This window comes from Mycobacterium sp. E3198 (assembly GCF_001667015.1).
Lineage (GTDB): Bacteria > Actinomycetota > Actinomycetes > Mycobacteriales > Mycobacteriaceae > Mycobacterium.
On record NZ_LZIS01000124.1, the window covers coordinates 47,412 to 62,412 of the forward strand.

Below are 15,001 nucleotides of genomic sequence, written 5' to 3' on the forward strand. Positions count from 1 at the left end.
CTGATTCAGAAGCTGGCGAGCGGAGGCTGTAGTGCAGTCGATGATGTACCGGATCTGCATTCGCGGCCGCCTGACCGAGCGGCTCGGGTCCGCATTAGAAGGGATGCGCCTCGAGGCCGGTGCGAACGAAAGCGTGTTCACCGGTGAAATTCGCGACCAGTCACAGCTTTATGGGCTTCTCGACCGGGTTCGTGATCTCGGCCTCGAGCTCGTCAGCGTGCAACCGCAGCCCGCGGCTGGCCCGACAACTAAAAACCGCATCAGGAAGGACCTGTAATGCAAGCCATCACCGTTTCCGATCGTGACGCCGGGGTCGCTGGGCTGTCGCTGGCAGACCTGCCCTACCCCCAGGCGGCCGACAACGACGTCGTTGTGCGGGTGCACGCCGCGGGTTTCACACCCGGGGAGCTTGACTGGCCGCACACCTGGATCGACCGAGCGGGTCATGACCGGACGCCGAGCGTGCCCGGCCACGAGCTGTCGGGCGTCGTGGTTGAGTTGGGCTACGGCACCACCCTTTTGAGCATCGGTCAGCGGGTGTTCGGGCTCGCCGACTGGGCCCGCAACGGCTCGCTCGCGGAATACACCGCTGTGGAGGCGCGCAATCTCGCACCGTTGCCGATGGACATCGACCACACTGTCGCCGCCGCGCTGCCGATCTCTGGATTGGCTGCCTGGCAGGGCCTGTTCGACCACGGCCGCCTCCAGGCCGGCCAAACGGTTCTGATCCATGGAGCCGCTGGTGGAGTGGGTTCGATCGCGGTGCAGCTCGCTAGCGAGGTCGGTGCGCGTGTCATCGGCACGGGCCGGACCGCGGACCGAGACCGGGCGGGGGAGCTCGGCGTCCACGCCTTTCTCGACCTGGAGACCGAAAAGCTCGAAGACGCAGGCGAAGTCGACGTAGTGTTCGACGTGATCGGTGGAGAGATCCTGGCCCGATCGGCCGCTCTGGTGCGGGCCGGTGGAACGCTTGTCACCGTCGCCGAGCCGCCAAAGACGCAGCCGCACGATGGGCGGGCAATCTTCTTCCTCGTTGAGGCCGATCGCGCCCAGCTCACCGACCTCGCCGCGCGAGTCCGGGATGGACGCCTCAAGCCGGTGGTGGGTGCAGTCCTCCCACTTTCCGAAGCTGCCGCGGCATTCGCCCCCGGCAAGCGTGTCCCTGGCAAGACGATTCTGCGCGTAGCCGAAGACTGAAAACAGAAGGCGATCGAACATGGCCCTGAAATTGTCACTCGCGACGCTCGCGGTTGCGGTGCTCCTCGCACCCGCGGCCCGCGCCGAGCCGACGCCAGGCGGTTCGGATCAAAAACCGGTTGTCCAAACGGTTTTCAATCAACCTACCAATGTGCCGGGCAAATCACTCGCGGCAGTGACCGTAAGCTACCCGCCTGGGGCCAGAAGCGGGGCTCACCACCACGCGAAATCGGCGTTCATCATGGCCTACGTGATCTCCGGAGCGATCCGCAGCCAAGTCGAGGGTGAGCCTGCTCGCGTCTATCACACCGGTGAGACGTGGCGCGAAGTTCCCGGTGCACACCACACGATCAGTGAAAATGCGAGCGACACCGAACCCGCCGAATTACTCGCAGTTTTCCTGGTGGACACCGGAGATGGGCCGCTCACAACGGACGACAACGCGCAAGAATGAGCATGTCAGGTCGGTCGGTAACCCAGTGCCCATGCGTGTAGCGGGGGTCCGCAGCTTCGGCGGCAAAGTGGAGACGCTCGAAGTGGACGACCCGCGCCCGTTGGAGGCCGACGAGGTCCTCATCGACATTCGTGCCGCCGGGATCGGTAACTGGGACAACATCGTTCGTTACGGCGGATGGGACGTCGGCGCCAGGCCGCCGCTGGCGCTCGGGGTCGAGGGTGCCGGGGTCATCCAAGCCGTCGGTAGCCACGCGAGCGGATTCAGTGTGGACGATCAGGTGTTGTGCCACCCTGTCCCGCTACGCGACCAGGGCACGTGGGCGCCGCTTGTGATCGCACCCGTCAGATCGCTCGCCCACAAACCGCTCGAGGTTCCATGGGAGATCGCAGCGATCTTTCCGGTGCCGGCGTTGACCGCCGAGCAGGTGGTCGGCGAGGCATTGGCCCTCCGCGGTGGCGAAACGTTGCTTGTTCATGGCGCGGGTGGAATCACCGGCGGGCTCATTGTCCAGCTGGCCGCGCTGCGCGCGGTCGAGGTGCTCGCCACCGCAAGCCCACGCAGCGCCGACCGGGTCCGCGGGTACGGCGCCCGCGAAGTAATCGACTACGACGATCCGCTGTGGCCACAACACGCAAGGGCGTTGGCGAAGGGCTCCGTCGGCGTCGTCGCAAATGCGGTCCCCGGCGGTGCTGCTGAGGCGATGACAGCGCTTGCCGACGGCGGCCGGCTGGCCACCATCACCCCCGACCCGCCCGCATCCACCCGCGGGATCGAGGTGACCGCGGTTTACGTCCGTTCTGACGGAGCTCAACTCGACCGCCTCACCGCGCTACTCGCCTCCCGGCGATTGAGTATGCCGACCCCGCGGTCCTGCGGCCTGGATCAGGCCGCCGTCTCCCTCGCTCATGTTGTGGCGGGTCATGAGCCCAGGGGAGTGGTCATCACAAGAGACAGCTGACGAAGTCCCGATCCACACCGTCAAACCTCCCATCCACCCAGGAGTCTCGAGATGACCACGATTACCCCGATCTACACCGGAGTGGCCGCTCACATCGGCAAATATGCCGACGCCATTGCGGTATCCGGTGGGGGCGGCACACAGATTTTCGTCTCCGGCACGCCCGGTCTGCGCGAAGACGGCACCTTGCCCGAGGACTTCGCCGACGAAGCCAGGCAGTGCTGGGCCAACGTCGAAAGGGCGCTCGGCGAGGCCGGCGCCACGCTCACCGACATTGTCTACATGCGCCAGTGGGTCACCAGCCGCGACAATGCTTCCGCCTACCTGGCGGTGAGCAAGGAGATCATCCGGCACGAACCCGCCGCCATGTTCAGCATCATCGACGGACTGGTGTGGCCCAACATTCGCGTGGAAGTCGAAGTCACCGCCTTCGTGTCCGCATGAGCGATTACCCCATCGTCAACTTGTCCATCGACGCACTGGTGACCACGACCCGCTCGGTGCGCAAACGCCTCGATTTGACCAGACCTCTATCGCGCCACGACCATCCCGACCGCCTACTACACCGGCACGAGCTTCGGCCGTACCAAACGGATTCCGCTCGACGACGTGCTGCACTTCGACCGGTGGTAAATCCCAATGAGTTTCGCATACAGGCGTCGCCACGCGGCGAACGGCGCGGGTAGTGACGTTACGCAACGCGACACCGACCAGCCGCGCGATGGTGGTGGCGGTGATGGTGTCAATGGTCGCGTTTCTCGACTCCACCGTGATCAATCTGGCGTTACCGGCCATCGAGCGTGACCTCGGCGGCGGCCTGGCGCTACAGCAATGGATCATCGACGGCTACCTGCTGGCGATGGCGGCCGCGATTCTCCCCGGCGGGTCCATCTCGGATCTGTTCGGACGCGTTCACGTTATGCGGTTCGGGCTGTTGGCTTTCGGGGCGGGCTCAGTCCTGGCGGCGGTTGCCACCTCACCGGCCATGCTGATCGTTGCGCGCCTCACCCAGGGCCTGGGTGCGGCGTTCCTGGTGCCGGGGTCACTGGCGCTGATCAACACGGTGTTCGACAAAGCACATCAGTCCGCGGCGATCGGCGTCTGGACGGGGTGGACGGGAACCGCCTTTGCCTTGGGGCCCCTACTGGGTGGGCTGTCCGTCGATTTCCTGGGCTGGCGTTGGATCTTCGTGTTGTCAGCGATTCCCATGGCAGTCGGGTTCGCGCTGACGTTCTGGCTGTGCCCGATGTCAGGGCGGGTCGAGGGCGCCCGTGTCGATACCGCCGGGGTGGGCCTGTCGGCGTTCGGGTTGGCCGCGACCGTGTACGCGCTGATCGAATCGCAACGCGACGGCTTGACTGATCCACTTGTCATCACTCCGGCGGTGATAGGCATTGCAGCACTGGCCGGCTTCGTGAGCTGGCAACACCGCAGCAGGTGCCCGATGCTGCCGTTGCCATTGTTCAGTTTTCGCAACTTCGCTGCCGCCAACCTCGTCACCGCATTCGTCTACGGCGCGTTGACGCTGGGATCGCTGGGAACCGCCCTCTACACCCAAGAAATCGGCGGCTACTCAGCCACCGCGGCAGGACTCGCCACCCTGCCGATCCCGGCGCTGTCGTTCCTGTTCGCACGTCACGTCGGCCGCATCGCTGCACGCGTGGGGCCGCGCGCGTTCCTGATCGCCGGACCCGCCTTGGCGGGGACCGGGATGCTGCTGATCCGCCCGAAACCCCATGGATTCCATGCAATCACGGACCTCGTCCCCGGCATGACCGTGCTGGCCATCGGACTGGTCGCGACGATCACACCGCTGACATCGGTAACGCTCGCCTCGGTGCCGACCGAACACAGCGGCCTGGCGTCGGCGGTCAACAACGCCGTTTCGCGGCTGGCCGCGCTGATGTCGATCGGGTCCATCGGCCTGATCAGCGTCGGCGCCGCGAGCGCCACCGGATTCGCCCACGTGTTAGAGGTGAGCGCCGCACTATTCGTCCTGGGTGCGTTGTGCGCCGCGCTGTTGATAACCAACCCGGCCGCCGGGAGCCAACCCGTGCCCTGCGACATCGCGGCGCTATGCCGCGACCGGCCCGGCGTGCAACCCGCCCTGGCCAGCAGTCCCTCGGCCGCGACAGAACCAAGCCCTCCGCTGTAATCGTTCACCGGCTGAAGGGAACACCATGACCATCTCTGTGTGTGCCGTCGCCTGTGCGTGCGTGATGCACGGGTCGTCGATTTCGCCAGTCAGACGCGAGATCTCGGTGTCGCAGCGTGACATACGAAAACCGGAGATTGGCGCCCACGGCGGCGCCTTACTCACCCGGGTGGATAGATGGTTGGGGTGATGACAGCTCACCCCGCCCGGATGCATTCTCAGTATGAACAGGGCCGCGTGGGACTGTCGGCCAGCTGGCAGGGCGCCGTCGGCGAATGCCCTTCCGCCGGCAGTGCATCGATCGCGGCAACCACGGCTTCGACAAACAACGACGAGAGGACACGCCCACATGTCTGTGCCCGAATTCTTCGACACCCCCGGATACGGCGAGATTGCCCGTAGCCGTTACTATTACAGCCAGGCTTTGCGCATCGGCGAGCGCATCGAGATCTCCGGCCAAGGCGGCTGGGACGCAGATTTCACGTTGTCAGTCGAATCCTTGGAGGACGAGATCGTCAAGGCGTGTGACAACGTCGAAAAGACTCTCGCTGAGGCGGGCGCCACCTGGCGCGACGTCGTGAACATCCACTCCTACCACGTCCCGAACTCCGACGATTCCATTGGCGATCAACACATGTCGGTGATGGTCGACCAGTTCCGCAAGCGATGCGGCGAACGTCTTCCGCTGTGGACCGCGGTGGGCGTCAAGGCGCTTGCGCTGCCGCAGCAGCACGTCGAGATCGAGGTTGTCGCCATTGTCGGATCCGGCAGCAAGTAGGCATCGGTACAACACTGAGAGGTTCGTCATGAAGATTGTGGTCATTGGCGGTCGCGGGCTTATCGGCTCGAAAGTAGCGATCAGACTCGGCGCGCAGGGACACGACGTGATCATCGCCTCACGCCGATCAGGAGTCGATTCACTCACCGGTGAAGGTCTGGCCACCGCCGTCGCCGGCGCGGATGTCCTGGTCGACGTCGCCGATTCACCATTGTTCGAGGACGAACCTGTGATGCACTTCTTCACGACCACGACCGCGAATCTTCTCGCAGCCGAACATGAAGCGGGAGTCAATCACCATGTGGCGTTGTCCGTGGTGGGCGCGCAGATCATGCCGGATAGCGGCTACAACACCGCGAAGGCAGCTCAGGAAAACCTCATCAAGGATTCGGGCCGGCCTTATTCGATCGTGCGAGCAACCCCATTCTACGAATTCGCGCTTGGCTTGGCCGATTCCGCGACCGACGGAGACATCGTCAAGTTGCCGCACGCGTTGTTCCGTCCCATCGCCGCGGACGATGTCGCGACCGCCGTGGCCGGCGTGGCCAACGGGCGCCCGATCAACGGGGTGATGGAGATCGCCGGACCCGAAGAAATGGGCATGGACGACTTTGTCCGCGCAGGCCTTGCCGCCAATGGTGATCACCGTCGGGTCGTGACCGACGCCCGGGCGCCGTACTTCGGTGCGGTGATCGACGATCGCACCCTCGCACCCGACGAGAACGCCACCATCTTTACCACTCGATACTCCGACTGGATCGAGGCACGCGCCGGCGACCGTACGCGCGCTAACGGTTGAGTGGCTCAATCCCACTCGACCGCCGTTTCGCCGGCCGGCGCCAGGGGGACTACCGCGCCGCGCAATGCCCGCCCCGGTCACCCGGCCGCGTTGGGAAGGAGCGCCGGGCAGTTGCCCGCAGCGTCCGTCGCCAGTTCGAAGTGCCACAACTCGTTGGCGTAGATCCGGCACAGCCCGAAGCGGGACCCGTTGGCGATGAGCCATTGGTCGGCGCCGGCACCGCCGACGTCGACGGCCTCGCCGGTGACGTGTTTGGACATTTCCGGTGTCTGCACGTATTGCCGCGCCGCGGCGAGGCTGCCGTAGGTCCGCACGGCGTTGTCCAGCAGCCGCTGCTGAAACTCCGGCGACCGCCAGCCCGAGGTGATGGTCATGGTTACGCCGTCCGCGGCGGCCGCAGTCGCGGCACCCTGAATCGCTTTCAACAACGCCGGGTCGAGGCGCGCGATTGCCGAGTATTGGGTGTCGAAAGGCGTGAGCTGGCCCCCGTTCGGCAGGGAACCGTCGCCGGGGTCGGCGGGAGGGGCCAATGGGACGCTGTGATCGGCAAGCCTGGTGGGCTGCGCCGGTGGAGGAGAAGGCGCGAGGAAGCCGACGGCCGTGGCGATGGCGGCGGCCAACGCAACTGATCGCATGCTCCCTCTCCTGGCTGTTTCCCACACTCTACCGACGGAACGTCGCGGGGAATGTCTCGTCACACCTGGCTGGTGGAAAACGGCCGCGTTTCCTGGCCCGCCAAGGCGATGAAGTTGTAGATCGGTGCGGTGTCGTAGGTGTAGTGCGACGCGTTGGGGCCGGCCGCCAAGAACATTCCGCCGTTGTAGATCGCTTCGGTGATGGAGATGATCTCCTCAACCGATGTGGTCGGGTTCACCAGCCTCAACGCGTCACGGAGGATCGCGAAAATATTTGGGCTGTTTGCATTTTGGACGATGTTGTAGATTTGCGTCTCGATGACGCCCGGGCCGGCCTCGGCTGTCCAAGGGTTGGGGCCGATGGGGGCGTCCGCGTAGATGTCGTTTCCGACTCCGATGGTGTTGACGAAGTCGCCCCAGAAGTGCCTGACCGGCGTGAGGAGGTGGGGTGCGACGTCCGCCGGCATCATGCAGGCCGGGCCCGCAACGCCGCCGGTGACAACGCCGTCGACGTTGGCCGGCATCGGCCATCCGGCGAACTGGTTGCCCGACGCGAATCCGGGCAACCGGAGCGGATTTCCCCAAACACCGACCGCGACAATGCGGTTCGCGATCTGCGGATTCAGCCACGCTATCGTATGCAGGAATTGACACACGACGATGGCACCCTGTGAGTAGCCGAGCAGGATGATGGAATTGTCCGGATAGGACGGCGCGCCACCGGGCGGATTGATTTGCGTGCAAAGCCTATTCAGCTCGGCGACACCGGCGTCCACGCTTGGGCCCATGGGGAACACGCTGGCCGGATAGTTGCCGACCGGCTGCCAGTAGAACAGGTCCGGAAACGCGGCCGCCAGTGCGGCGCCTACGCCGGCGGGTTGCGGTGGGGCGGTGTTCCACATGTCGACACCGGTCCCCGATACGGTCATCACTATGTGTGGCATCATGCACCTCCACTTGTCTTGTACCGAACTATCAACCAAAACGCTCAAAAGTGGCCCTGCGCTTGGCCTTCCGCGGATCTCAAACTCGTTGAGCTGATCGCAACCAACGTGTTCAGGGCATCACCACGGTGCCTTACGCAGTGACCGGCACTTTCCACACTACCCGGCAGGGCTAGGCGTGTCCTTCCCGCGGTATAGCGAGTGTATTCCACTCGCGCACAACAGAACTAAGTATTAATTGATCCGTCGGCAACCGACAACTGGGGTAGATGACATCGGTCGCGGATTCGAGCCGCCTGCCCTCACTTCAGTGGTGTTTTAGCTCAGGTGATGGTGACGTTTTGTCTTCGGGTGATGCCTGATGAGGTGTTTCGGCTGATCCTTAGCACTCCATGGACGATGGACTTAACGGCGACCGAGCAGAGGTATCACGCCGCGTTGGTGGTGATCGGCGCTCGCTTGTCGGTGTCGCGGGTGGGCGTAGATTTCCGATCTGTGAGCGTCAGACGCAAGTCCAAGAGCTGCACCTGTCTCCGGCAGGGCGAAACGTAGTCAAATCAGTGACGCTTCTGTCACCCAATCACGGGACCACCAGTTCTGCACCCTCGCAATGTCAACCGGACTCAATGGAGCACCAAAGAGCTCGCGTATCGCCGCGTGCGACTGACGTACGAATATGTCCCAGGGGTGAGGGTTCCAGCCGTATAAGACGAGGAACGATCGGAAAGCACAATCGAACGCGATTAGCGCGACGACAACGAAGCTTTCAAGAGGCGGCGCGGGCACCTTTTCACCGATGTGGCCGGTGGCCCAGTCTCGTTCAACAACTAGTGATGACTGTTTCTGCGCAAATGCGACCAATGTGCTGTGCGCAACAGCCGACATGTCCGTGTATGCCCTGAATCCCCAGCCGTCGCCGAGATGCTGAAAGAGCAGCTCAATCGCTCGTGTGGCCCCTGGGTACGGTTCGGTCCCCACGAACTTCTTGCCATGACGGGTGTTCACGGGAAACCCGTGCCGCAAAGCAGACTCCTCGATTGCGCGCGCACGGTCAGCTGTGTCAAGCTCGCGACCCAGGCGGATGCTGGACATTTTCTCCCGGTGAAGCCCTGCCAGCCGTTCGGTCATGCATCGAGCTACCCGGTGTCGACAGTCTTCCGCCTGGAGCAGCCACGCCGCTCTAGCCGCAGACTCGGTTGCGCCTCGGGCTACCGTTATGAGTGAACTCTCGGCATTCGAGCCAAGAATGACGCCCGCGCCAAATAGGTGGTCTTGAGCGGAGCGCATGTGCAGTTGGGCGGCGGCGTGCGCGAGCTGGACAGGTTCGGGGCACCAGTCGTCAGCCAGTGCTTGATCGCAGACTTCGACATCTTGCGCCGCGGGGGAAGAAGGTTCAGGACGAAGGCTTGGGTAGAGCCGGCCGAAGTAATGACCCTCCACAACATCGATGTAGCGAAATGTGACACGCTGCATTCCCCTTCGGAGCGAATCATCCCGATCGTGCATCTCTCCATTGTGACCCGACCCGCAACCCGTTATCTGTTCATCATCGGCTTAACCCACCCGTCGCTTCGAAACGCCACGAGAAGATTCGAAATCAAGGGTCGTCGCGGTGCCCTGACACGGGGGGCCTATCAGGGTCTTCCAGCAGTGCCCGTGGCCGACGGGCGCTGTCGTGGGCGACCGGCTCAGGCCAACACTGTACCGAGGTGTTTCACGCCGGCTCACCCACGGCGTGAACCCGAACGGCGAATGGATCGAATTCAGCTAGTCCTGAGGAACCCTTCACTAAGATCGAATCTCGTAGGGGAGCATGGGGTGTCGATAATCAGCTCTGTCGGATCTCGCGGCTAAGGTCGTGACCAGGCATTGTCACACAGACCGGCAACTCTTCAGCTTTTCCTAACGAGTGCGAGTCCAGTTAGCAGCGGAGGCGTCAGTGTCCGACCAGACCACCAGGTCCCGGAATGATCAGCTCAAGATCCAGGAGTTGGTAACCCTTGTACGCGACGGCCGAATTCGCGTTCCCGAATTTCAACGTTCGTTCCGGTGGACAGCCGACGATGTCTTGGCATTGCTTGACAGCATTCTCCGCGGTTATCCGTTCGGGAGTCTGTTGCTGTGGAAACGTCCTGCGCCGGCTGCGCAGCTGAAGGTCGGGGCCATTAGCATCGATGCTCCTGAGGTCTCCGACGCATTGTGGGTGGTAGATGGGCAGCAGCGAATCACCAGTCTCGTCAATGCAGTCGACCCCGTTGCGGGCATCAAGGACGAGCGGTTCCGGGTGGTGTACTCGCTGGCCGCACGACAATTCGTTTCCCCGAAAGATCTGAAAGGTAGCCTAGGGATTCCGTTGCCAAATCTTTTTGACTTGAGCCGGGCCTTTGCATGGCTGCAAGAGAACCAGGACGCTGCGGAGCATGCCGCGGAAATTCAACGCGTAACGGCTTTGCTCCGCGACGTAGAAGTCCCAGCATCGGTTATCGAGCACGCAGACGAGAGCGTCCTCCGAGTGGTTTTCGATCGTATAAACTCCGCGGGAAAGCGACTTCGAGGATCCGAGATCTTCGACGCCATTCACGGCTCAACAGGCGGGGTGCCCTTAACAGCCGGCGCCATCGCAGATCGGTTGGATCAAGCAACAGACTTCGGTCGTTTAGATGAACAGATTGTGTATCAAGCAATACTGGTTCGGCGGCATCCGGACGTGACCCGAGATGCGCACACAGAATTTAGCGCGGAGCGATCAAGCCGTTCGGCCTTTGGTGCGGAGTCGAAGACCGATGCTTATGAACGGACTGAAGCTGCCCTCGAGCGTGTAATCAGGTTCTTGCAAGATCGGGCTGGGATTCCTCACTTCACCTTCGTACCGTACCGCTTTCATCCACTGGTTCTTACGCGATTCTTTGCTCTATTCGAACAGCCGAGTGCACGCAACCTCGAACTGCTTGGGCGCTGGTTCTGGCGTTCGACCGCCGCGGCATCGCGGCTCGGTTATACCGGGTCGACCGGCGACATCCGAACGCTCGCCGGGCTGGTTGAAGTCGGCGATGAAAGCGGGTCAGTTCAGCGGTTGTTGGCCGCGACAGATCCAGACGAACCGGTGCCTACGCCCACCTTGAACAAGTTTCGTACCAATCATTCGTCGGGGAGAGTAGTACTTGCTGCACTGTGGGCAAAGGGCCCGGTGAACCCATTTACCAATGAGTCGTTGACCATCAGCGATCTCGCACCTTATCTCACCGGCGAGAGTTCCCCGGCGGCAGTTGCACTCGAAATCTTGCCGCGCAGATTTCTAGGAGAAAAAGCAAGTAGCGCCGCTAATCGGGTAATCGCTGTTCTGGACCGGGACGTCTTTCTTGGGACTCTGGACTCAGAGAAGGCGCGTGAGAGCTTGCTATTGGATCAAGAAATGCTCGATGCGATCAATAGAAGTGATTACGAATCGTTCATTAGCCGCCGGACCGAAAGCCTCGAGCAGTATCTGCGTACGTTCCTCGATGACAGAACTGGCGTGGGATTCGAAATTACGCCCCCACTTTCGGAGTTCGATTTTGACGACGATCGAGCAGATGGTGATTTCGGGTGATCGAGGCCTCACACGCTGTTCTCCTCAAGGGGAACCGAGTCGGCTCAATTCTGCAGCGCGGAGACGTAGCTCGTTTCGTTTTTGATGCAGGTTATTGGGAGAACCCGAACCGCAACGTTCTCGGGCTATGGTTCGAGGACGACCCTCGCCGTTCGCCCAAGGCCGCATTACGGCTTCCACCGTGGTTCTCAAACTTGCTTCCGGAAGGGACACTTCGTGATTGGATAGCGCGCGACCAGGGAGTATCGGCTGACCGTGAGCTACAGCTTCTACTGCGGATAGGCCGAGATCTTCCAGGTGCTGTGGAGGTCGTCGCATCGGATGCCGCGTTCGATCCTGACTTGCTCGGACAACCACAGTCACAGACGGCTGTCGAGAGGCATGGCCGTGCAAGGTGGAAGTTCTCGCTGGCAGGCGTCGGGCTTAAGTTCTCGCTGCTGAAGCAGAACGAGCGCTTGGCGCTGCCCGCTTCGGGTGAGCTCGGTGATTGGATTGTGAAATTGCCGGACGCACTCTATCCAGATGTCCCTGCGAACGAGTTCGCTGCGATGAATCTCGCCCGATCTATTGGCATCGATGTGCCCGAAGTAGCGCTCGTTCACCGTGACGACCTGCCGGTGCTGCCGGCGCGCGCGTGGCCGGGTGCCGAGCAAGTGGCATTTGCTATAGCCCGCTTCGACCGTGGGCTGGGCGGGGAGCGGATCCATATTGAAGACTTTGCCCAAGTGCGCGGGTTTTATGACAACGCGAAGTACACCGGAAGCTTTGAGACGGTGGGGGCACTGACGTACCGAAATTACGACCGATCGAGTTTGCGCGAGTTTGTTCGCCGGCTTACGTTCAACTTGCTGATCGGTAACGGCGATGCACATCTGAAAAACTGGTCTTTGATCTATTTGGATGGTCGGGTTCCCTCACTCAGCCCGGCATACGACTTGGTGTCAACCGCGCCGTATGCAAGTCCCGATGAACCTGATGACTTCGGATTGAGCTTCGGAGGCACGAAGGTGATGGCGCGGATCGGCCGCGATGCTTTCCGGCAGTTTCAGTCGCGACTGCGCGCCGAAGCAGCCGACGTGCTCGACGTGGTTGACGAGACAGTGGAGAGATTCCAGGCGGCCTGGCCGGATGCGAAAGCCACCTTTCCTCCGTTTATCGGCAGCTGGATTGAACAATGGCAATCAGGTGTGATCCTGGGGCTGGTATCCCGATCAGGCTCGGGTTAGCTCAATTAGTTTGTGCCACAAGCCATGCCGGCCGAGCTAAATATTCGGTTCAGCTTCTCCGCCTACCATGACTAAGGATCGGCAGATTTCGCTCATCGATTATTCGCCGCAGCACGAACGCAAACGACCGGTAAGCCTGGGGCCCGAGCCCAAACCTTGAAGCACCGCCGCTACTTCCAGAATTCGTTCATGGGTTGGGCATACATGTCGTTGGCGGTGAGCGGTCCCAGGGCCCCCGGCGACGGACTCAACGCGTCTTCGATCGTGGCCATCAGGCTGTACTGGTCGTAGTGACCGGTGGCGATGAAGTGGCCGGACTGCATCCCGCCCAGCGTCACAGCACCCTGGTTCGGGATGACGATCATCGGCACGTTATTGCCCTGGTTACCGATGCCCAGTGAGAGGTTGTTGTAGTCCTCGTCCCACGTAAGGATGATGACGTCCTTTTGCGTCGGGTCGGTCCACGTCGTCGAACCCTGAATGGTGGACACCTGTTGCTGGACGAACTGGTCACCGGCCGCGATGTTGTACTGGTGCGTCGTCAGCTGGCTGCCCAGGAAATGGGCAGCGCCGGTGGGGAAGTCGACCGGGCCTTCCATGTTGTTGGCCTCGTTGGCAGCGATCCACGTGAAGTTCGGGAAGTTCGGGTTGTTCAGATTTTGGCCCAATTTGTCCAACGGGATCAGGTGCGTCGACAGGTAGTTCGGGTCGGGGTTGGCGTAGACGTAGTTGAACATGGCAAACGGTAGTTGGTCGACGGCATAGTCGCCCGAGTTGTTGATGGCACCGGCGTAGGGCATGCTCTGCGCGTAACCGGCCCAGGTGACACCCGCAGTATCCATTTTTGCCATGAGGTTGTTGGTTCCGGGGATGACGTTCGGCGGCGGGTTGACGTCGATGCCGTAATCCGTTCCGCCCAGGATCCGGAAGTAGTTCGGGTCGCTGGGGTGGCCCAGCGCGTAGTAGTTGTTCGCGTATCCGTAGCTGTTGATCAGGGCGTTGATGTACGGCGCGTTGGGGCTGCCGAGGATGTCACCGACGCCGTGGTTCTCCATGTAGATCACGAACACGTGATCGAGGTGGCCGACGTTGGACGTCGGCACGGTGAGCGTCGGCTGGGCGAGGTTTGGATCGCCGACGGTGAACGACACGTTGTCGGCGAAGGCGTTGTTGTAGTTGCCGAGGACCGGGTTGTGGTCGGCGAAGGTCGCGGTCACCACGGCCTTGGTGGTGCCGACCGGGATTGTCCCGGAGATATCGCGTGCCTGGAAACCGGTGATTCCCAAGCGATCCAGCGACGTGACCGAGCTGGTCGAGCCGGTGCCCAGGACGGCGCCATTGGCGTTGAGGAAGGTGACCTGCAGTGAGGCCGAAGAGGGGTCGCCCAGGTAGCCGCCGAGCAGTCCGCTCAGCGTGTATGGCGTTGTGCCGGTGTTGATCTTCCCGGCCGCAGCGGAGAGGTTGACGACTTGGCTGATGGTGGACGTGGCCACGGGCCCGCCGCCGGCGAAATTGCTGCCGCCGCCCGGGGGCGCGGTGCCGGGGAAGCCCAGCAAGCCCGGCAGGTCCGGGATGGAGAACGGTCCCGGGTAACCGCGCGGGGTGCCGTAGGCGATGATGGTCGGCGTGCCGGTCACCGTCCAGCCCGGAATGGTCACGCCGCTGTAGCCCGACCCGGACGGGTCGGCCGTTTCGAAGCCGGGGTTGACGAGCAGGTTCGGGCTCATCGGCAGTCCGGGAATCCCGTTGCGGCCGAGCAACATTCCGCCGGCCCCCACGGTGCCGGGGCCGCCCAAGAGCCCGGCGGCGGCGTTGCCGCCGTTGCCGCCGTTGCCGCCGACGCCGACCAGGAAGGAACTGCCGCCGCTCCCGCCGCCGCCGCCGCTGGAAGTCGGCGTCGGGGCGGCGTCCGCGCCGCCCCCGCCGGGACCGCCGTTGCCCACCAGCGACCCGCCATTTCCGCCATGGCCGCCGTCGCCGCCTGGGCCCGCCGCGGCGAATCCGCCGGGCCCGCCGGCGCCGCCGGAGCCCACGAAGCCGGCGCCGCCGCCGGACCCGCCCTGGCCGCCGCCAACCGGACCGGCGGTTGCTCCCGAAGTGCCGCCGGCGCCACCGGCGCCGCCGGACCCGACCCAGCCGGCGGCAGCGCCGGCTCCGCCGGGGCCACCCGCGCCGTTAACACTGGAGCCGTCGGCCCCGATGCCGATGAGGTTGAAGAGGGCGCCGCCGCTGCCGCCGTCGCCGCCGACGCCCGCGAGCCCGT

The 15,001-nt window shown here is 63.1% G+C and carries 14 protein-coding genes; 10 read left to right on the plus strand and 4 right to left on the minus strand.

Annotation, left to right across the window (positions count from 1 at the left end; translation table 11 throughout):
* The first annotated feature begins 40 nt into the window (after window positions 1-40).
* The 8 genes from A5673_RS14350 (at window position 41) to A5673_RS14385 (ending at window position 6,344) form a co-directional block, all read left to right on the plus strand.
* Entirely contained in the window at window positions 41-277 is a 237-nt protein-coding gene (locus A5673_RS14350; protein ID WP_068233277.1) for a hypothetical protein, read from the plus strand.
* Window positions 277-1,197 carry an NADP-dependent oxidoreductase gene (locus A5673_RS14355; protein WP_068233214.1) on the plus strand — a complete coding sequence of 307 codons (921 nt, stop codon included), beginning with the start codon at window positions 277-279 and terminating at the stop codon, window positions 1,195-1,197. The genes A5673_RS14350 and A5673_RS14355 overlap by 1 nt, the downstream gene beginning before the upstream one ends.
* Before the next feature lie 19 nt (window positions 1,198-1,216).
* Window positions 1,217-1,651: a cupin domain-containing protein gene (locus A5673_RS14360; protein ID WP_068233218.1), complete on the plus strand. Its 435-nt coding sequence runs from the start codon at window positions 1,217-1,219 to the stop codon at window positions 1,649-1,651.
* Window positions 1,652-1,682: 31 nt separating this feature from the next.
* Window positions 1,683-2,612 carry an NADP-dependent oxidoreductase gene (locus tag A5673_RS14365; RefSeq protein WP_231971104.1) on the plus strand — a complete coding sequence of 310 codons (930 nt, stop codon included), beginning with the start codon at window positions 1,683-1,685 and terminating at the stop codon, window positions 2,610-2,612.
* 51 nt (window positions 2,613-2,663) lie between these two features.
* The gene (locus A5673_RS14370) at window positions 2,664-3,056 is read left to right on the plus strand and encodes a RidA family protein (protein WP_068233226.1); all 393 of its coding nucleotides are present in this window, start codon (window positions 2,664-2,666) and stop codon (window positions 3,054-3,056) included.
* A 241-nt stretch (window positions 3,057-3,297) separates the two neighbouring features.
* A complete protein-coding gene (locus tag A5673_RS14375; RefSeq protein WP_231971105.1) occupies window positions 3,298-4,767 on the plus strand; it encodes an MFS transporter in 1,470 nt (489 codons plus the stop codon).
* Between the two features lie 349 nt (window positions 4,768-5,116).
* A complete protein-coding gene (locus tag A5673_RS14380) occupies window positions 5,117-5,545 on the plus strand; it encodes a Rid family hydrolase (RefSeq protein WP_068233234.1) in 429 nt (142 codons plus the stop codon).
* A 28-nt stretch (window positions 5,546-5,573) separates the two neighbouring features.
* Window positions 5,574-6,344: an SDR family oxidoreductase gene (locus A5673_RS14385; RefSeq protein WP_068233237.1), complete on the plus strand. Its 771-nt coding sequence runs from the start codon at window positions 5,574-5,576 to the stop codon at window positions 6,342-6,344.
* A gap of 77 nt (window positions 6,345-6,421) precedes the next feature.
* On the opposite strand, the gene A5673_RS14390 is transcribed toward A5673_RS14385, so the two are convergent.
* The 3 genes from A5673_RS14390 to A5673_RS29120 all read right to left on the minus strand — a co-directional run bounded on the left by A5673_RS14390 (window position 6,422) and on the right by A5673_RS29120 (window position 9,051).
* The gene (locus A5673_RS14390; protein WP_068233241.1) at window positions 6,422-6,979 is read right to left on the minus strand and encodes a M15 family metallopeptidase; all 558 of its coding nucleotides are present in this window, start codon (window positions 6,977-6,979) and stop codon (window positions 6,422-6,424) included.
* 59 nt (window positions 6,980-7,038) lie between these two features.
* The gene (locus A5673_RS14395; RefSeq protein WP_156748220.1) at window positions 7,039-7,971 is read right to left on the minus strand and encodes a cutinase family protein; all 933 of its coding nucleotides are present in this window, start codon (window positions 7,969-7,971) and stop codon (window positions 7,039-7,041) included.
* Window positions 7,972-8,475: 504 nt separating this feature from the next.
* A complete protein-coding gene (locus tag A5673_RS29120) occupies window positions 8,476-9,051 on the minus strand; it encodes a hypothetical protein (protein ID WP_156748222.1) in 576 nt (191 codons plus the stop codon).
* An 811-nt stretch (window positions 9,052-9,862) separates the two neighbouring features.
* Between A5673_RS29120 and A5673_RS28430 the strand changes: the two genes are divergently transcribed.
* Together A5673_RS28430 and A5673_RS14405 are read left to right on the plus strand one after the other, a co-directional pair.
* A complete protein-coding gene (locus A5673_RS28430; protein ID WP_082958735.1) occupies window positions 9,863-11,512 on the plus strand; it encodes a DUF262 domain-containing protein in 1,650 nt (549 codons plus the stop codon).
* Window positions 11,509-12,738 (plus strand): type II toxin-antitoxin system HipA family toxin, encoded by a 1,230-nt coding sequence (locus tag A5673_RS14405; RefSeq protein ID WP_068233249.1) that lies wholly within the window; start codon window positions 11,509-11,511, stop codon window positions 12,736-12,738. Before A5673_RS28430 ends, A5673_RS14405 begins: the two co-directional genes overlap by 4 nt.
* Window positions 12,739-12,908: 170 nt before the next feature.
* Here A5673_RS14405 and A5673_RS14410 read toward each other — a convergent pair.
* Window positions 12,909-15,001: alkaline phosphatase family protein (locus A5673_RS14410; protein ID WP_156748224.1), on the minus strand; the 2,093-nt coding region annotated here is incomplete at its 5' end.

Bases quoted from the DNA above. Each gene is read 5' to 3' on its own strand.
- A5673_RS14365 (WP_231971104.1), top strand. From the start codon at position 1,683: ATGCGTGTAGCGGGGGTCCGCAGCTTCGGCGGCAAAGTGGAGACGCTC.
- A5673_RS29120 (WP_156748222.1), bottom strand. From the start codon at position 9,051: ATGACCGAACGGCTGGCAGGGCTTCACCGGGAGAAAATGTCCAGCATC.
- A5673_RS14380 (WP_068233234.1), top strand. From the start codon at position 5,117: ATGTCTGTGCCCGAATTCTTCGACACCCCCGGATACGGCGAGATTGCC.
- A5673_RS14360 (WP_068233218.1), top strand. From the start codon at position 1,217: ATGGCCCTGAAATTGTCACTCGCGACGCTCGCGGTTGCGGTGCTCCTC.
- A5673_RS14390 (WP_068233241.1), bottom strand. From the start codon at position 6,979: ATGCGATCAGTTGCGTTGGCCGCCGCCATCGCCACGGCCGTCGGCTTC.
- A5673_RS14370 (WP_068233226.1), top strand. From the start codon at position 2,664: ATGACCACGATTACCCCGATCTACACCGGAGTGGCCGCTCACATCGGC.
- A5673_RS14355 (WP_068233214.1), top strand. From the start codon at position 277: ATGCAAGCCATCACCGTTTCCGATCGTGACGCCGGGGTCGCTGGGCTG.
- A5673_RS14385 (WP_068233237.1), top strand. From the start codon at position 5,574: ATGAAGATTGTGGTCATTGGCGGTCGCGGGCTTATCGGCTCGAAAGTA.
- A5673_RS14350 (WP_068233277.1), top strand. From the start codon at position 41: ATGATGTACCGGATCTGCATTCGCGGCCGCCTGACCGAGCGGCTCGGG.